This is a genomic window from Streptomyces lunalinharesii (assembly GCF_039532155.1).
Lineage (GTDB): Bacteria > Actinomycetota > Actinomycetes > Streptomycetales > Streptomycetaceae > Streptomyces > Streptomyces lunalinharesii.
Genome location: NZ_BAAARK010000019.1, coordinates 37,663 through 56,273 on the forward strand (window position 1 = coordinate 37,663; position 18,611 = coordinate 56,273).

11 protein-coding genes are annotated in these 18,611 nt (G+C 75.5%); 3 read left to right on the forward strand and 8 right to left on the reverse strand.

Annotated features, from left to right (window positions below; all coding sequences use genetic code 11):
• Window positions 1-44: 44 nt before the first annotated feature.
• On the reverse strand, window positions 45-2,723 hold the full coding sequence (locus tag ABD385_RS25555; protein ID WP_344580243.1) for a YfhO family protein: 2,679 nt from the start codon (window positions 2,721-2,723) through the stop codon (window positions 45-47).
• Between the two features lie 147 nt (window positions 2,724-2,870).
• On the opposite strand from ABD385_RS25555, the gene ABD385_RS25560 reads away from it, so the two are divergent.
• Complete coding sequence (locus tag ABD385_RS25560) at window positions 2,871-4,871, forward strand: glycosyltransferase family 2 protein (RefSeq protein WP_344580246.1); 2,001 nt, start codon at window positions 2,871-2,873, stop codon at window positions 4,869-4,871.
• Between the two features lie 15 nt (window positions 4,872-4,886).
• Here ABD385_RS25560 and ABD385_RS25565 read toward each other — a convergent pair whose 3' ends face one another.
• Complete coding sequence (locus ABD385_RS25565; RefSeq protein ID WP_425585475.1) at window positions 4,887-5,663, reverse strand: TetR/AcrR family transcriptional regulator C-terminal domain-containing protein; 777 nt, start codon at window positions 5,661-5,663, stop codon at window positions 4,887-4,889.
• Window positions 5,664-5,780: 117 nt separating this feature from the next.
• Here ABD385_RS25565 and ABD385_RS25570 point away from each other — a divergent pair, with 117 nt between their 5' ends.
• Window positions 5,781-7,442 (forward strand): CocE/NonD family hydrolase, encoded by a 1,662-nt coding sequence (locus ABD385_RS25570; protein ID WP_344580512.1) that lies wholly within the window; start codon window positions 5,781-5,783, stop codon window positions 7,440-7,442.
• Window positions 7,443-7,531: 89 nt separating this feature from the next.
• Here ABD385_RS25570 and galE read toward each other — a convergent pair whose 3' ends face one another.
• The 3 genes from galE to ABD385_RS25585 form a co-directional block, all read right to left on the reverse strand.
• Window positions 7,532-8,518, reverse strand: coding sequence for a UDP-glucose 4-epimerase GalE (gene galE, locus ABD385_RS25575; RefSeq protein ID WP_344580248.1), 987 nt, complete (start codon window positions 8,516-8,518; stop codon window positions 7,532-7,534).
• Window positions 8,519-8,561: 43 nt separating this feature from the next.
• Window positions 8,562-10,232 carry a glycosyltransferase gene (locus tag ABD385_RS25580; RefSeq protein WP_344580251.1) on the reverse strand — a complete coding sequence of 557 codons (1,671 nt, stop codon included), beginning with the start codon at window positions 10,230-10,232 and terminating at the stop codon, window positions 8,562-8,564.
• Window positions 10,233-10,545: 313 nt separating this feature from the next.
• Complete coding sequence (locus ABD385_RS25585; RefSeq protein ID WP_344580254.1) at window positions 10,546-14,136, reverse strand: bifunctional glycosyltransferase/CDP-glycerol:glycerophosphate glycerophosphotransferase; 3,591 nt, start codon at window positions 14,134-14,136, stop codon at window positions 10,546-10,548.
• Window positions 14,137-14,386: 250 nt separating this feature from the next.
• On the opposite strand from ABD385_RS25585, the gene ABD385_RS25590 reads away from it, so the two are divergent.
• Window positions 14,387-15,079, forward strand: a complete 693-nt coding sequence (locus tag ABD385_RS25590) for a class I SAM-dependent methyltransferase (protein WP_344580257.1) — start codon at window positions 14,387-14,389, stop codon at window positions 15,077-15,079.
• Between the two features lie 49 nt (window positions 15,080-15,128).
• Here ABD385_RS25590 and ABD385_RS25595 read toward each other — a convergent pair whose 3' ends face one another.
• From ABD385_RS25595 to ABD385_RS25605, 3 genes are all read right to left on the reverse strand, one after another.
• A complete protein-coding gene (locus ABD385_RS25595) occupies window positions 15,129-16,088 on the reverse strand; it encodes a class I SAM-dependent methyltransferase (protein ID WP_344580260.1) in 960 nt (319 codons plus the stop codon).
• Between the two features lie 236 nt (window positions 16,089-16,324).
• A complete protein-coding gene (locus ABD385_RS25600) occupies window positions 16,325-17,257 on the reverse strand; it encodes a carbohydrate ABC transporter permease (protein ID WP_344580262.1) in 933 nt (310 codons plus the stop codon).
• Entirely contained in the window at window positions 17,254-18,588 is a 1,335-nt protein-coding gene (locus ABD385_RS25605; RefSeq protein ID WP_344580265.1) for a carbohydrate ABC transporter permease, read from the reverse strand. The genes ABD385_RS25600 and ABD385_RS25605 overlap by 4 nt, the downstream gene beginning before the upstream one ends.
• Window positions 18,589-18,611: the final 23 nt, after the last annotated feature.

The window sequence follows — 18,611 nt, forward strand, 5'->3', positions numbered from 1 at the left end:
GGCCGCCCCCTGAAAGGCAGTTTTACAAACCCGGACGAAACGCACTATTTGAGAAGGGGGGCGGAGTGGGCCGGGCAGGTCGGGGGAGCGGTCCGCGACCGCCGCCGTCGGACCCCGGCGACCCCGGCCACCGCACCCACCGCGAGCCCCCCCGCCCCGCTCGCCACCAGCCCCGCGGTCAGCCCCGGCGGGGCGTACGCGCAGTGCAACCGGGTCGCCCCCGGCCCCAGGGGCACGGCCAGCAGCCCACCGAACGCCCCGGGCGCCCGAGCCGGCCCGCCGTCCACCGAACAGCCCCACCCGGGCACCGCCGGCAGGGCGAGCACCGCCGACCCGGCGCGCCCCGGGCGCAGCCGCGCCGTCAGGTCGTGACCGCCCGCGGTGAGCCCCACCGGGCCCTGAAGGGCCCGTACGGCCGCGTCCAGCCGGCCCGCGGGCAGGCAGCCCACCGCCCGCTCCGGCACGTACTGGTGCCCCTCCCCGACCAGCCGCACCCGCACCACCCCGTCGGCCGGTACGGTGCCCAGCGGCCGCAGCGGGGCGGCGGTGACGTCCCAGCGGCCCACCGACCGGGTGACGGTTCCCGGCCCGGTGACCTCGCCCGCGAACCACGGCGCGTACCAGAGCACCGCGCTGCCCGGCGTGCACCGGGCGGTGAAGACCGCGCCGCCGACCTGGGGCGCCACCGCCCCCGGGGGCGTGGTGGGCAGCCGCGGGCCCAGCAGCACCCAGCCGCCGGGCGCCCGCTCGGGGGCCGGGCCCGGTCCCGCGCCGGGCGCCAGCCGCGGCACCTCGTAGACGGGGGTGCCCAGCACCCGCTCCTGACGGGCGAAGACGGTGTCCGGGCCGGCGCCCGGGCCCGGCAGCGGGCCGCGGCGCACGCTCACCAGCGGCGCCGCCCGGTCGCGCCGCACGACGTACCGGCCGCGCGGCCCGCCGGGCACCGGCGGCACCTGCGCGCTGCGCACCGCCATCAGGGCCCGCCCCACCGGGTCCTCGAAGCTGAGCGTGTGCCGGCCCCGGATGTACCAGCCGGCGCCCAGGCCGTGCAGCGCCCGGGCGGTCGCCGCCGGCACGTAGCTGCTGTAGTACGCGCCGCCCTCGCCGCCGAGCAGCAGCGGATCGTTGTTGGCGAACTCGTGCGGGCCCGGGTCCGCGCGCGAGCGCGGCCAGTCGTCGCGGGCGGTCAGCCCCCGCCGGGTGGCCAGCGCCCCCTCGGTGAGGGTCAGCTTCGGCGAGAACCACGCGATGCCGTCCCGGACGGTCGCCACCGACAGCGCGGTGTACGCCGCGGTCAGCACCGTCGCACCGGCCAGCGCCACGGCGAGCGCCGCCCGGCCCGCGGGCCGCGCCCGCCACCGGGCCGGGGCGGTCAGCGCCGCCAGCACCACCGCCCCGCCGCCGACCACCACCAGCCAGGTGGGGCCGCCCACCGCGCCCCGGTCCCGGCAGCACCACAGCAGCACCGCGACCAGCGAGGCCCCAGCGGCCAGCTCCCGCGGCCGCGGACGGTGCGCCAACGCCAGCCAGGCGATCATCACCAGCACCCCGCTGAGCACGAAGGAGGCTCGGTAGGGGCTCCCGTTGGGCAGCGCCAGACCGTGCCACAGCAGGATCGTCGGCCGCCAGACGAACGACCCGGCGATCCCCGCCGCGAGCAGCGTCCAGGCGATCCGCACCCGCACCGGCACCGCCCGCACCCAGGGGAAGGCGGCCACCAGCAGCAGCGCCGGCACCCCGACGAAGACGTTGGGCGCCGGCACCGCCCCGTGCCCGCCCGGCAGCACCTGCGCGAACAGGTCCGGCAGCGGCGGCGCGCCCCGGTACGTCGCGGTGGGCGGCGGCTGCGCGGCCCGGCTGGCCCGCAGCGTCACCGTCAGCACCGGCGCGGCCAACGCGATCCCGGTCGCCGCCATGGCCACCGCCCGGCCGGCGGCCCGCAGCCGCCCGCGCCCCGGCCCCGCGGCCCCGGCGTCGTCCACCAGCAGCCGCACCGCCAGCACCAGCCCGGTGGCCAGGGTGGCCATCGCCGCGGTGTAGAAGTTCCCGGCCCAGGCGAGCGCCACCAGCAGCGTGCCCGCCACCCACCGCACCCGCCGCAGGCACCAGTCCGCGGCGATCCCCAGCAGCGGCAGCGAGACCAGCCCCCACATCCACATCGGGTCGGCGTACCCGTCGTTCAGCACCCAGGCGCACAGCCCGTACCCCACCGCCAGCAGCGCCCGCAGCCACCCGGGACCGGGGCTCAGCCGCCCCAGCAGGACGGTCATCAGCGCCGCGCCCAGCCCGATGCTGAGCAGCGTCACCAAGAACACCGGCAGGTCCACCAGCGCCCGCGGGAACACCCCCACCAGCAGCGAGAACGGGTTCATCAGGTACGTGACGAAGTCGGCCAGGAACGGGACGCCGTACCCGCTGCCCCAGTTGACGAACAGGTCCCCGTGGGCGGTGCCGTGCAGCAGGTCCCAGAGCCGGGCGTGGAAGGGCACGAACTGGTTGCCCAGGTCGTTGACGGCACGGGAGCGCGGACCGAAGGGGTAGCTGCCGTGCGCGGCCAGCGCCAGGCAGTACGCGGCCATGGACAGCAGCGCCGCCAGCCCTGGCCCGGCCGGCCGGCGCCAGCGGGTCCGCCCCGCGGGTGTGGCGCGCGTCGCGCCGGGCGGGGTCCGGGCAACCTCGCGGGTCCGGACCCCCTCTTGGGGTGCGGAAGGTGTCGGGCTCACCGGCGCTCCTCCGAGGTCGGCGCGGTGCTCCGCGCGCAGACAGGCAGCGAACGATTTATATGGCTTGATGTCTTGATAGTCCGTTTTACCCCGGAGGGGGCGGGGTAGGGCGAGGACCCGCAGAAAGGAACGGAGGCCACTGTTCCCGTGTCCGACAACCCCATGCGCCCCACACACCCCACCAGCTCCACCCGCCCTGAGAGCCCCGAGAGCCCCGAGGGCTCCGGAGGTTCCGCCCGCCCCGACCGGCCGGCCCCGACCGTCACCGTGATCGTGCCGGTCCACAACACCCGGCGTTACCTCGACCGCAGCCTCGGCTCGGTCTTCGCCCAGACCCTCGACCCGGACCGCATCGAGGTCATCGCCGTCGACGACGGCTCCACCGACGGCAGCGGCGCCTGGCTGGACGCGGCCGCCGCCACCCACCCCCAGCTCACCGTCGTCCACCAGCCGCCCTCCGGCGGTGCCGGCAAACCCCGCAACGTGGGCCTGGACCGCGCCGGCGGCGACTACGTCTTCTTCCTCGACTCCGACGACCACCTCGGCCCCGAGGCGCTGGCCCGCCTCACCCGGATGGCCGAAGAGCACCACTCCGACGTCGTCTACGGCCGGATCGTCGGCGCCGAGGGCCGCGGCGCCCCCGTGGACCTGCGCACCACCAACCCCCGCGTGTCGATCTTCGACTCACCCGTCTACTGGAGCCTGGCCGCCTACAAGCTCTTCCGCCGCTCCTTCGTCGAACGCCACCGGCTGCGCTTCGTCGAGGGCCGCCTGCTCGCCGAGGACCTCCCCTTCGGCATCGCCGCCCTGCTGCGCGCCGACACCGTCTCGGTCCTCGCCGACTACGACTGCTACCACCTCCACGGCCGCGACGACGACAGCAACGCCTCCCGCCAGGACATGGACTGGCCCGCCTACCTCGCCTACATCGACACGGTGCTGGCCGACGTCGCCGCCGGCGTCCCGCCCGGCCCCGACCGCGACACGCTGATGGTCCGCCACTTCCACGGCGAGATACTCATGCCGTTCGCGGCCCCCTACCTGGCCCGGGACGAGGCCGGCCGCCGCGCGATGCGCGAGGCCGCCCGCCCCCTGGTCGACCGCTACCTCACCGACCGGGTGCTCGCCGCCCTGCCGCCCGGCCTCCGCCTGCGCGCCCACTGCCTGCGCGCCGGCCTCGACGCCGAACTGACCGCCGTCGTCCGGGCCGACACCGGCCGCACGCCCGGCCCGCCCCACCTCCAAGACGGCCGTGCCTACGCCGCCTACCCGCACTTCCGGGACCCGGACCACCCGCTGCCGGACGCCCTGTACGACCTGACCTCCCGCGTCGCGGTGCAGCAGCGCCTCACCGACCTCCAGTGGGTCGGCGGCGTCCTCCACCTCCACGGCAGCGCCACCCTCCGGGCCGTCGGCGCCGACCACGTCGAGGTGGTCCTGCACCGCAGCGGCGCCCACGTCGGCGTCCCCGCCGCGTACGGCCCCGACGGCACCTGGCACGCCGCCCTGGACCCGGCCACCGCGGCCCACGGCGCCCCGATGGCGGACGGCGTCTGGGGCCTGAAGATCGCCGTCACGGCACACGGGACCGAGGCCGGGGACGCTGGAGTCGCCGGGGACGCCGGGGACGTCGGGGAGACAGCCGGCACCTCGCCCGCCGCCGCCGTCCGCCGGGAAGCCTGGCTCGTCCCCGAAGGCGGCGCGGCGGCCACCGACACCGCCCCGCGGGTCGTCAGCCACGGCCCCGCCGGCCCCACCGTCGCCGCGCTCTTCCTCTCCTCCCCGCACGGCCACCTCCACCTCGACCTGGACCACGACGGGGCCCGTCGCCCGCTCGGCGCCGACCTGCGTGGCGCCGCGGCCTGCGCCCGCTCCGGCCGCGCCACGGTCGCCGCCGGCGTCACCCTCCCCGGCTGCCCCGTCGACGCCGGCCTGCAGTTCGTGCTGCGCGACGCCACCCGCTGCGTGGCCCTGCGCACCACCGTCGAACGCGCCGCCGGCGACCGCTACCGCGCCCGTGCCCGCCTGCGCAGTGGCCCGTCGGGCACCTGGCGGGTCGCCCTCCGCCTCACCGCGGGCGGCCTCCGCCGCGAGCTGCCGGTCCAATCGGCCGACGGCACGGGCCCGTTGACGCTCCGGGTGCCGTAACCGCGCGACGGCGCCTCAGCCTGCCGTGCCTGCCGCCGGTGCGGCGTCCAGGCCGTCGACCAGCCGGTCCAGGAAGCGGGTGAAGGTGGCTTCGGGGGTGCGGGGGCGGCCGGGGGCGGCGAGGGCCCGGGCGAGTTCCGGGTGGTGGCCGTCGGCGGCGACGGCGGCGAGGTAGCGGGCCGCGGCGGCGGCGCCGGCGGGGGAGTCGGTGGCCGCGGCCCGGCTGAGTTCGTGGCTGACCTGGGCGGTGACGAACCCGGTGAGCAGGCTGAAGACCTCCAGTTTCGCGGCGCCGTCCAGGGGGAGCGGGCGCAGCGCGGCGAGGGCGTGCTCCACCACGGCCAGGGTGTTCGGGCCGAGGGTGGTGCGCTGGGTGGTCAGTGCGGCGGGCAGCCAGCGGTGGCGGAGCATCTGGGCGCGCTGGCGGTGGGCGAGGGCCTTGAGGTCGCCGCGCCAGTCGCCGGTGAGCGGCGCGGGCGGCAGGAGTTCGCCGCTGACGTGGTCGACCATCAGCTCCACCAGGGTGCCCTTGTCCGGGGCGTAGCTGTAGAGGGACATCACGCCGGCGCCGACCCGGGCGGCGACCGCCCGCATGGTGACCGCGTCCAGTCCCTCGGCGTCGGCGAGGGCGACGGCCGCCGCGGTGATCGCCTCGCGGGTGAAGGCGGGGCGCCGGCCGCGGCGGGGGCGGTCGGGGGCGCGCCAGAGCAGGTTCGGGTCGATGTCCGGGGCGGTGCGCGGCGCGGTGGCCGGGCCGTCGGTCCGGCCGCCGGGGGGTTCGGGCGCGGACACGGTGCGGCCGCTCCTCTCACGGGTGGGGGTCCGGCGGTGGCCCGCCGGGGCACCATCCAAGCATCCGCTATTCTCGTACCGCGTACGAGAATAGCGGATGTGGCGGGAGGGGTGGCGATGGTCCAGGGGTGGGACGTGCCCGAGGGGCGGCCGGCACGCGGCGCGCGGTGGCTGCGGGCACTGTGGCGGAACGTGCCGGCGGGTCCGTACCGCGTCGGCTGCGAGGCGGGAGCGGCGGTACCGGCCGGCGACGGCGTCCCGCTGCTGACGGACCACTACTTCCCGCTCGCCGACGGCGCGTCGCCGACGAAGGCCGACGCGTTCCCGACGTTGCTGGTGCGCTCGCCCTACGGGCGGGGCGTGCCGTGGGCCGCGCTCTACGGGATCCTCTTCGCCGAACAGGGCTTCCACGTGGTGGTGCAGAGCTGCCGGGGGACCGGCGGATCGGGCGGCGACTTCCACCTGTGGCGCAACGAGGCGGCCGACGGCCGGGCCGCGGTGGCCTGGCTGCGCACCCGACCGTGGTTCACCGGGGCGCTGGGCACGATCGGCCCCAGCTACCTCGGATACGTGCAGTGGGCGCTGGCCGCGGACCCGCCGCCGGAACTGCGGGCGATGGTGGTGCAGGTCGGGCTGCACGACCCGTACGCGTACTTCCACGCCGGCGGCGCCGTCCACCTGGAGAACGCCCTGGTGTCGGGGATCGGCATGGCGCACCAGCACCGCGGCACCGGGCCGTTCCTGCGGGCCGCGCTACGGCTCCGCCGGTGGCTGCCGCACGCCCACCGGCAGCCGACGCCGTACACCTCGGGCCCGGCCGCCGAACTCCCCTGGCTGGCCGAGGCGTTGGCCCGCACGGACGCCGACGACCCGTACTGGCGCGGCGCGTCGGCGGAGCGGACCGCGACCCGGCTGACGGTCCCCACCTGCCTGATCGGCGGCTGGCAGGACGTCTTCCTCGACCAGACCCTCGCGCAGTACCGGCGACTGCGCCGGGCGGGCTGCGAGAGCGCGCTGCTCGTCGGCGACTGGACGCACACCGGGGCGCTGCGGGAGGGCTGGCCGGAGGTGTTCGCCGAGAGCCTGGGCTGGTTGCGGGCGCAACTGGGCGGGGAACCGGACGGGCTGCGCCGCACGCCGGTGCGGGTACACGTCGGCGGCGACGGCGGCGGCTGGCGGGACCTTCCCCACTGGCCACCGCCCCCGGGCGACGCGGCGGGCCCCTGGCACCTGACCGCCGGCGGCGGCCTCGGGCGGTCCGTCCCCGACGGCGCCGCACCGGTGGGCGAGTTCCGCCACGACCCCGGCGACCCGACGCCGTCCCTCGGCGGGCCGGCGCTCTCCCGGGGCGCCGGGCGCCGCGACAACCGCGCGCTGGAGGCCCGGACGGACGTACTGACCTTCACCGGGCCGGCGCTGGCCGGGCCCCGGGAGGTGCTCGGCGAGGTCGCGGCCCGGCTGCGGATCACCGCGACCGGCGCGCACGGCACCCCGCCCGAGGGGCCCTTCGACGTCTTCGCGCGACTGTGCGACGTGGATGCGCGGGGCCGCTCGGTGAACGTCTGCGACGGCCTGGTGCGGGTCCGCGGCGGGACGGCACAACCCCTCGCGGTCCACGTGCCGATGGCCGCCACGGCACACCGCTTCGCCGCGGGACACCGGGTGCGGTTGCAGGTCAGCGGCGGCGCCTTCCCCCGCTACGCGCTGCCGCCCGGGGCCCACGGCGCCGGCCCGGTGCGGATCGCCCTGCACCCGGGTTCCACCCTGCAACTGCCCTGAGCGCCACCACCCCGCCCGGCCCGCAAACGGATCGGGCCGCCCACCCCCGCCGAACGGGAGCGGGCGGCCCGACGACGGACGTGCGGCCGTCAGCCCTGCCGGGCCTCGGGGTGGTGGTGCTGCCAGCCCGCCCACGCCGACGTGATCATGTCGCGGACGTCGTGGCGGGCCTGCCAGCCCAGTTCCTTGGTGATGCGGTCGGCGGCGGCCACCACCCGGGCCGGGTCGCCGGCGCGCCGCGGGGTGACCTCGGGGACGACGCCCTGGTGGCCGGTGACCTCGGCGATCAGGTCGACCATCTCGCGGACCGACACGCCCTCGCCCCGGCCGATGTTGAGGGTCAGGTCCCGGACCGGGCCCGGCTCGGCGAGGTTGCGGGCCGCCGCGACGTGGGCGTCGGCGAGGTCCGCGACGTGGATGTAGTCGCGGATGCAGGTGCCGTCGGGGGTGTCGTAGTCGTCACCGAAGATCCGCGGCGCGGCGCCCTGGGTCAGCCGCTCGAAGACCATCGGCACGATGTTGAAGACACCGGTGTCGGCCAGCTCCGGCGTCGCGGCACCGGCCACGTTGAAGTACCGCAGGCAGGCCGTGCTGATGCCGTGGGCCTTGCCGACGGCGCGCGCCATCCACTCGCCGACGAGCTTGGTCTCGCCGTACGGGTTGATCGGGACGCACGGGGTGTCCTCGGTGACCAGGTCCACGTCCGGCATGCCGTAGACGGCCGCCGACGACGAGAAGACGAAACGCGGCACGCCGCCGGCGGCCATCGCCTCCAGCAGCGTCTGCAGGCCGTGCACGTTCTCGCGGTAGTAGTGCAGCGGCAGCTCCACCGACTCGCCGACCTGCTTCTTCGCGGCCAGGTGGACGACGTCGGTGATGCCGTGCTCGGAGAGGGTCGCGTCGAGCAGTGCGCGGTCGAGCGTCGAGCCGACGACCAGCGGCACGTCCTCGGGGACCCGGGCGCGGACGCCCGTCGTCAGATCGTCGAGGACGACGACCGTCTCGCCGGCCTGCCGCAGGGCCCGTACGACATGGGAGCCGATGTAACCGGCACCACCCGTGATCAGGTAAGACATAGCGCCAATCCTAGGCAGGGAACAGAGGGACAGGGATTGCGGGTCAGTGGCGCAGCCGTCGGGCGGCGATCCGCCAGACGCTGCGCGGTCCCGACGCCACCCGCAGCGCCAACGCGCCGCCGGTGGTCGAGTAGGGCTGCGCCAACAGCACCAGCTGGCGCCGACTGGGCAGCACGTGCCGCCGCAGACCGGCGCCCACGGCCCGCAGCCCGACCCCGATCGCGGTGCCGTCCGCGCAGGTCAGCCGCGCCGTCACATCCCACGGCTCGGGCTCGGAGGGACGGGAGCCGGGCAGTTTGGTCAGCGGCGCCAGGTCCAGCGCCACCGTCGCCGTCCAGGCGGTGCCGTCGGCGGTGGGCGTCAGGGTGGCGGTGTGCACCGGACCGGGCCGGTCGTCGCGCCGACGGTGCAGCGCGATGTCGACGCTGACCGGACCGGCCGCCGCCAGCCGGCCGTACAGGTCGTGGACGCGCAACCGCAGCAGCCCGCGGGCGGCGCCCAGCACCGGATCGGCGTCCACCGCCACCGGCAGGAGCGGCGACGCGTCGAGCCCCGGCACGTCCTCGTCCGCGGCGTCCCCCGCGGCCAGACCGTCCAACCGCACCTCGGGCAGCTCCGCCGACCAGACCGGGGCACCGTCGGGATCCGTCGCGTACGGGGGCAGCAGCCGGCCGGGACGGGCCGCCAGCTGCGTCAGCCGGTCCAGGTCACGGGGGGCGGGGGAGGCCAGGACGACCCGGGCCAGCCAGCGGGCCGGGGCCTGCGCGGCGGCCACCTCGGCGTCTTCGAAGCCGGCCAGGTGGTCGCGGGTCAGCCGCCACCACTCGGCCCGGTAGTCCGCGCTGCGGGTGTGCAGCTCACGCACGTACATCCGCAGGTCGTGGTCGAGGAACTTGGTGGCCGCGGCCTGCGTCAGCGCCTTGCGCCCGGCGTCACCGAGGATCCGCAGGACGGTGCGGTGCGCCTCCAGGCGCTGTCGCCAATTGGCGACGTCCTTGCGGTCCAAGGAGATCGACTGCTGCGCGGCGGCCCGCCGCACGTGCCAGACGTACACCGTGTCGGGCACCGTGACGATCTTCGGGCCGGCGGCCAGCACCCGGGCGGTGAACACGAAGTCCTCGTAGTGGTACCGGCCTTCGGGGAACGCGATGGCGTGGCCGGTGAGGAAGTCCCGGGCGTAGAGCTTGTTGACGCAGAGGGTGTCGCGGACCAGCTGCGGCGCGGCCTCCGGAGTGTCGTACACCGCCGCCTCGCGGTACAGCGCCGGCTGCCAGGGCACGTCACGGCGGGCCGGCAGCTCCCGACGCACGCAGGCGCCCGCGGCGACCGGCGCCCCGTGCCGCTGCGCCGCGGCCAGCAGCGCCGGCACCGCACCCGACGGCAGCACGTCGTCGCTGTCGAGGAACATCACGTACCGGCCGGCGGCGGCCCGCAGTCCGTCGTTGCGCGGGGACCCGCACCCCCCGCTGTTCTCACCGCGGTGCAGCACCCGCACCCGCGGCTCGCTGCGCGCCAGGGCGTCCAGGGCGGCGCCGGTGCCGTCGGTGGAGGCGTCGTCCACCGCGATCACCTCGGCGACCGCGTCCCCCTGCGCGAGCGCCGACCGCACCGCCTCGGCGACGTGCACGGCATCGTTGAAGGCGATGACGACGACGCTGACCTGCGCGGCGGGCGTGGGGGCGGGCCCAGGCTGTGACTCAAGGGCGTCATTCACAGTCACTAAATCTACATTTCGTGTCGACAGCAGCTCGTGGCGCGGGCGGGTTCGGACCCCTGTCCTCCAGGGTCAGAGGGCGAAATCCACCGAGTGGTTGCAACGGCCGCCTTCTTTTTCCGCCCCATTGCCGTCTCGTAACCCCCCGGACCCCGCAGCGAGGCCGTGCGTTCGCCCGCGTGGACGCCCCGCGAGGGCGCCTGCACATGCTGTAACGACGCGGGCGCCGGGAGATGCCGATCCGGCCACCGCGCACCCCACCGGCCCGCGCCCCCGCCCGCGCCCCGACGCCCTCACCCCGCCACCGGCCCCCTCACTCCACGACCAGATCCGCGACCCGCCCCGCCGCCCCACCGTCGTCCAGATGACAAAACGCCCGCCGGAACTCCGCGTACGCCGCCGCACTCTCCCGCGCCACCGCCGGCAGGTCCCCCAACGCCTGGACCACCTCCTGGGTCGACGACAGCAGCGGACCCGGCACCCGCGCCTCGAAGTCCAGGCTGAAACCGCGCAGCGCATCGCGGTAGTGCGCCAGATCGGGCGTGAGGAACAGCATCGGCCGACCGGTCCCCGCGAAGTCCGCGGCCAACGACGAGTAGTCGGTGACCAACACGTCGGCGGCCAGCAGCAGTTCGGTCGCGTCCGGGTACGACGACACATCGCGCGCGAACGGCGCATGGTGCCCCGGCAACCGGTCCGGCACCTGCGGATGACTGCGCACCCACACCACGTGGTCCTCGCCCAGCGCCGCCCGCGCCACGTCCAGGTCCAACGGCAGGTGCAGCCGGTGGTGCGAGGCGTCGTACGCCACGTCGTCGCGCGGCGTCGGCGCGTACAGCACCACCCGCTGGTCCGGCCGCACGCCCAGGTGCGCACGGACCGCGGCGGCCACCTCGTCCCGGTCCGGGGCGTGCAGCGCATCGGTCCGCGGCAACCCCGTCTCGAACAGCTTGCCCGCATAGCCGAGCGCCGACCGCAACACCGGGGTGCTCGCGGCGTTCGGCGACAACAGCACGCTCCACTGCCGGCCCAACCGCGGCCGCGGCGCCAGGTGCGCCAACCCGCCGCACAGCGTCCCCGCCAGGTCCGCCCCGATCCGCTTCAACGGCGTCCCGTGCCACGTCTGGATCACCCGCTGCCCGGCCCGCCGCACGAACCACCGCGGCAGATGCGTGTTGGTGACGATCCAGTGACTGTGCGCCAGCGCCCCGTGCCAGGCGGCACTGCCCACCACCACCGGCCGCGCGCTCGGCGGCACCGGCGTCTGCGCGTCCCGCACCGCCCACAGGTGCTCCACGTCCAGCCCCCGCCGCACCAACTCCTCGTGCACCGCCCGCGGCGAATCCCCGTACGCCCGGCCGCCGAAACTGCTGTAGAGGACGGTGTCCCGCAACGGCCGCGAGCGGTGCAGCGGATAGTGCTGCTCGCGCAGCACCCGCCGCCGGTACGGCCCCCGGTCCACCGGCGGCACCGCCGGCCCGGCCGCCACGAACACCTCGTCCTGCCGCAGCCGGTCCAACGAGAACGGCTTGCCACGCACCGTCCGCGACACCGGCAGCCCGTCGACGACCGACGGCGCGCACCGCACCGGCGGATCCAACGGCGACGCCACCGCCCCCCGCGCCCGCAGGTGCACCGTCCAACGGCCCTCCCGCAACGGCACCTCCCCGGCCAACGACGGCACCGCGGCCAACGGCAGCGCACCGTGGAACCGCCCACCGTCATGGGAAGCCGGGAACACCACCTCGGTGGCGTGCACGGTGTGCTTCAGGACCAGCTCCGGGGCGGCCGGCGCGGCGTCCGGCAGCGTCCCCGCCAGCAGCAGCGTGCCGTCCGCCCGCCACACCACCCGGTCCGCGTACGCCTGCGGCACCCGGTCCTGCAACACCAGCTCCCCGGCCGGCGACGCCGTCGCCACCACCTCCCGACCGTGCGGCAACGGGTGCGCCACCGGCACCATCCCCGGCGGGCAGAGCACCCGATCGGTGCCGCCGCCGGGCAGCACCAGCTCCGGCCACCAGGTCTCGGTGTGCGGCGGCGGCACCGCGGCCGGCTCCCCGTCCCGCACCGGCCGCGCCGCGGCCAACACCTCCAGCCGCACCCGCACCACGCACCGCGCCCCACCGGCCGCGCCGCTCCCGTCCGCCGGCCCCGCTCCGGCCCCGGGCGCGGCCTCCGCCGCCTCCGCCGTCTCCACCGGGAACGACACCACCGTCCCCGTGCCCCGATGCGTCAGACGCAGCCCCAGCGGCACCGGCCCGGGTGCGGCCATCGCCACCTCCAACGCGCCCCCCGTCACCCGTGGCGACCCCACCAGCCGCCGCAGCGGCCGGGACACCGCGATCCGCAACCGCCCGTCCACGTACCGCGGCGTCACCCGCACCCCGTCCGCACCCTCGTGCCCGACCGGCGCCGCCCCCGACCCGCAGTCCGGCGCCGCCAACTCCCCGGCCCGCACCGCACCCGCCGACGCCAGCAGCACCTCGACCCGCCACTCGCCCGGCACCAACCGCCCGGCGCGCCGCAACCGCGCCGGATCCAGCCGCACCTCGAACCCCGACCAGTCGTAACAGTGCAGCTCCTGCCCGGACGCCGCCGTCGCCTCCGGCATCGCCACCGTCCGCACCGGCAGCACCACCCGCCGCCGCCCGCACGACAACACCACCGTCCGCAGCGCCCCGTGCCGCGAGGCGACCGGCAGGTTCCGCACGTAGGCCCAGCCCCGCAACACCAACACCCCGCCCCGCCACACCGCCTCCCGCACCTCGGCCCGCACCGGGAAGTCCGACCGCTCCAACCGCACCACCCCCGCCGGCAACTCCACCGGCGGCGCCACCGGCAGCACCGCCCGCCGCCGCAACGGCGGCCCGGCCACCGCGAAACCCCCCGGATTGCGCGCCTCGTGCGCCAACAGCGTCCCCAGGTCCGCCAACCGCCCGGACCGCACCAGGTACCACCGCATCCGCAGCTCCACCGGCAACGCCCGCAACGTCCGCGGATCGGTCCGCGCCAGGAAGTCCCGCGCACAGTCCAAGAACGCGGTCCGCACCTCCGCCGCCGCCCCCGGCGCCGCCGCCACCAGGTCCAACAACCCCCCGGTCAACTGCGCCCGGTCATACGCCGCCCGCAGCCCGACGTCCACCCGGTGCACCGGATCGGCCAACAGCGCCCGCATCCGCGCCACCGCCGCGAACCGGTCCCGCACCCCCTGCGCACCCGGCCCCGCCCACCGCCCCCCACCCGACGGCAGCCGCCAGTAACAGACGTGCTCGTGCAGCACGTCCACCGCCTGGGCCAGCACGTGCGCCGGCAACGCCACCGCCGCACCGTCACACCCGTCCCCGTCGGGGAAGACGAACCCGTGCCGGTCCCAGAACGCCCGCCGGAACACCTTGTTCCGCACGAAGTGGTCACCGAGCAGCACCGGGTCCCGGCGCACGTGGGTGCGCAGCACCGTCTCCCGGGCCGCCGGATGGAACGCCGACTGGCTCCGCCCCGCCACCCCCAACCGGTAGACGTTCCCGCTCGCCAGATCCGCCCCCGACTTGTCCAACAGCCCGGTCAGGTCCTCGTACGCCCGCGGCAGCAGCACGTCGTCCGACGCCAGGAACGCCAGGTACTCGGTGTGCGGAAAGACGTGCCGGGCACCGACGTTCCACCCCCCGCCCCGCCCCCCGCCACCGTCGTCGTGCACCACCCGGAACCGCGGATCCCGCTCCACCCACCGCCGCCACCGGCCCGGCGGCGACGGCACCGCGCCCCGGGCCGGCCCGTCGTCCACCACCACCACCACGTCCAACGCGTCCAACGTCTGGGCCGCCACCGACTCCAGACACTCCTGCACATGGCGCGCGGACCCCGCTCCGCGCGGGACCGGGACGACGACGGTGAGCCGAGGCTTCATGGCGGACGAGCCTTTCCGGACAGGCGGACCACGGGACCGACCCCGCGCCACACACGCGACGATGCGGTCGACTCGTCCCTCAACTCGTCCATCGCCGACCCGGTCACCGACGCTGCGCTGAAAGGGTGAGGCGAAGGTGCGGCGGAGCGGCCCGACCCCCGCGATGGCGTAGACCGTGGACAACATGCCCGGTGCCCCACCCACCGGCCACCGGCAACCGTCCGCCGCCCAGGAAGGTGACCGCCCCGCGATGCCCGGCCGAACCGACAGCTCCGCCGCCACCGACCGCCCCGACACCGCGGCCCCCGCCCCCGGCACCCCCGCCGCCGCCCGCACCCCGCACCCCACCGGCACCGCCCCGGCCGCCTCCACCGCCCGCCTGCCCGCCCGCCACCCACGGCACCCCCTGACCCGGCTGCTGCCCGCCCGGCCCCCGTTCGCCCGGCAACTGCGCCGCATCGGACCCGGCCGCGTCCTGCAGATCGGCTGCGGCGACGGCGACACCCTCGCCGCCTGCGCCCCCGGCAGCGTCGGCATCGACCACGACCCGCGGTCCGTCGCCCACTGCCGCGCCCGCGGCCTGACCGCCTACACCGCCGACGCCTTCCTCGCCGGCCCGCACGCCCGCCCCGGCGCCTTCGACGCGCTGCTCACCGCCCACGTCCTGGAACACCTCGACGACGAACAGGTCGAGGAACTCCTGCACGCCTACGTCCCCTACGTCCGGCCCGGCGGCGGCGTCCTGCTGATCACCGCCCAGGAAGCCGGCCACCGCGCCGGCCCGGAACCCGTCCGCTTCACCGACTTCACCCTGCTGCGGGCCTTCGCCGAAGCCGCCGGACTCGCCGTCCGCCGCACCTACTCCCACCCGCTGCCCCGGACCGCCGGCCGCGTCCTGCGCGCGAACTCCTTCGTCCTGGTCGGCCAGGTCCCCCGCGGCTGAACCAGGACGGGCCGGCACCCCGCGCCGGCCCGCCCGCCCCACGCCCCGGCTAGCGCCCGCCGGGCCCCTGCGCCCGCGCCCGCTTGCGGGCCCGCACCAGCGCCCGCGTCACGACCGGCGGCAACACGTCCAACGCGACCCGGCGCAACGCACCCCGCGGCGCCGGCCGCCCGACCGCCGGCCGGGCCGCCTGCGCGGGCTGCACCGCCGCCTTCACCGCCCGCTCCGGCGCCGCCTCGTGCCGTGACACCGGATGCGCCGGCTCCTTCGCCCCCTTGGCGCTCAACCGCACCAGCGGCGCACCGTTGACCTCCTGCACCTCGTGCCACACGTCACCGCGCTCCGCCAACCACGCCAACAGCCCCGTCCGGTACGGCTCCGGGTCCCCCCACGTGCCGTAGAACTTCGTGCCGGTCACGCAGATCGGCCGCAACCCGTGGCCCGTCACCGCCTGCCAGGTGGCGGCCGCCACCCCAGGACAGTGCTCCGCCCGGTAGTCGTCCATCACCACCACCCCGGCACCGGTCAACAGCTCCCGCACCGCGAGGATGTCGCCGTGCACGTGCGCGTACAGGTGCGACGCGTCGATGTGCGCGAACCGCACGCTGTCCGCCGCCACGTGCTCGCTCACCGACGCGCTCAACCCCTGCACGACGACCGGCAACTCATCATGAAACGAAAGGTAGTTGGCCTCGAAGGCGCGACGCGTCAACGTCGCGTACGACTTCGCCATCTCCCGCGAGTTCGACGCGTCCTCGGCCGGCGAGTCGAACAGGTCGCAGACCGTGAAGCGCTCCTCCGGACGCAGCCGCGCACCCAGGAAGATCGCGCTCTTGCCCAGGTACGCGCCCAGCTCCAGCAGGTCGCCCGCCACCTCCCGGTCCTGCTGATGACGCAGGAACCAGTCGAAGAGCAACTGATCGGCGGTGAAGAACCAGCCCTTGACCTCGGACAACCGGGTCGGGCGCGGCAACTGGTCGGCACTGTGGTCTGCGGTAGCGGCGCTCATGTGCGGTCCGTCTCCAGACGGTCGGGAATCGATGGCGATGTACGACACGGGGGCACGGCACGGCCCCGGGATCCGGCCGGCTGCGCGCAGCACCCCGGTCGCACCATGCGTTTCACGGAGCGGCGCCATCGTGGGGCAGCAACATGAACGGAAGGTGAGCGTTGCCCCGCGCTCCGGTCATCTCCGCCGTCCGCCCCCGCAACCCGCCCCGCTGCCCGCCCCGCGCCCGCCCGCGGTCACTTCACCGCCCCCGCCATCACCCCCGACACGAACTGCCGCTGGAAGGCGAAGAACACGATCAACGGCACCACCATCGACAAGAACGCCCCCGGCGCCAACACGTCGATGTTGTTGCCGAACTGCCGCACCTCCTGCTGCAACGCCACCGTGATCGGCGGATGCCCACTGTCCGCGAAGATCAACGCGATCAGCATGTCGTTCCACACCCACAGGAACTGGAAGATCCCCAACGACGCGATCGCCGGCCCGCCGAGCGGCATCACCACCCGCGTGAACAACCGCAGCTCGCCCGCCCCGTCCAGGCGCGCCGCCTCCAACAACTCCCGCGGGATCTCCGCGAAGAAGTTCCGCAACAGGAACACCGCGAACGGCAACCCGAACGCCGTGTGGAACAACACCACCCCGGCCGTCGTCTCGAACAACCCCACCGCACCGAACAACTTCGCCACCGGAATCAGCGCCACCTGCACCGGCACCACCAACAGCCCCACCACCACCATGAACCACCCGTCCCGCCCCGGGAAGTCCAACCACGCGAAGGCATAACCCGCCAACGACCCGATCACCACCACCAGCACCGTCGACGGCACCGTGATCGCCGCCGTCGTCACCAGCGACCCCATCACCTTCCCGTTCGACAACAACTGGCTGTAGTTGTCGAACGTCAACTGCGCCGGCCGGGTCAACACCTCCCACCAACCCGACTCCGCGATCTGCGCCGGACTGCGCAACGACGACAGCAACAACCCCACCGACGGCATCAACCAGAACAACGCCACCAACACCAGGAACACCCGCACCGCACCACCACCGGCACGCGCCGCAAGCCGCGCACCCACCGACGGGCCACCGCCCGCCCGCCCCCGCGCGCGGCCCCCACGACCGGCCGCCCCCAGCCCCCCGCCCACGGTCGACATCGACGACGTCATCGACGGCGCTCCTTCCGTATCCGGCGCAGATTCACGTACATCACCGGCAGCACCAGCACCAGCAAGAACACCGCGATCGCACTCCCCAGCCCCTCGTCCACATCCGTCCCGAACGACGACTGGAACAACTGCAACGCCAACACGTTCGCCGACCGCAGACTCGACCCCGGCGCGATGATGTACACCAGATCGAAGATCTTCAGCACGTTGATCATCAACGTCACCAACACCACCACCAGCACCGGCGCCAACAACGGCACCGTGATCCGGCGGAACACCTGCCACTCACCGGCCCCGTCCACCCGAGCCGCCTCCAACAACTCCCGCGGCACCCCCGCCAACCCCGCCGCGATCAACACCATCGCGAAACCGGCCCACATCCACACGTAACTGCCGATGATCGCCGGCGTCACCAACGCCGGCCCCAACCAGTCCACCCCGTTGTACGCCGCCGCGAAATCCGCCGCCGGCAACCGCACCCGCGCCCCCACCGCCTGTGCCGCCGGCAACGCGAACGTCCCGTCCGCCGCGGTCACCGCCGACGCCACCACCCGACCGCCGCGCACCGCCTCCACCGTCAGCCCGGCCAACGCCTTCTCACCCGGATCGATGACGTTCGGCCGCCCCCCACCCCCACGAGTGAAGTCCAGCCACGCCGTACCCGTCACCTGACCCGCCCGCGGCCGCGCCACCACCGCCGACCGCGCCCCCCGCACGTCCGACGGCTGCACCGCCACCAACGGCACCGCCACCCGCACCCCCGCCCGCACCACCGACCGCGACGTGAACGCCCCGCCCCCCGACGGGCGCAACTCCCCGTTCGGCCGCGGCTTCGCCCCCGGGAACGGCGCCGGCTCCGCGAACGTGTCGTGCACCCCCACCCACACCGCATTGGCCACCCCGCGCTGCGGATCCTGGTCGTACACCAACCGGAAGATGATCCCGGCCGCCAACATCGAGATCGCCATCGGCATGAAGACGACCAACTTGAACGCGGTGCCCCACCGCACCCGCTCCGTCAACACCGCGAAGACCAACCCCAACGCGGTCGACACCGTCGGCGCCACCACCACCCAGACCACGTTGTTCCGCAACGCCGTCCGGATGCCCTCGTCCGAGAACATCGCCCCGTAGTTCCCCCACCCCACGAAGCCCTTGCCGGACGCATCGAACAGACTCCGGTACACCGAGAACCCGATCGGATACACCACCAGCGCACCCAACAGCACCAACGCCGGCAACAGGAACACCGCGGCAACCCACCACCGCGTCCCCGCCACCCCGCGCCGCCGCGCCCGTACCCGCCCCGCACCCGTACCCGCCTCGCTCATCGCCGACGAACCCCCGCTCCCGA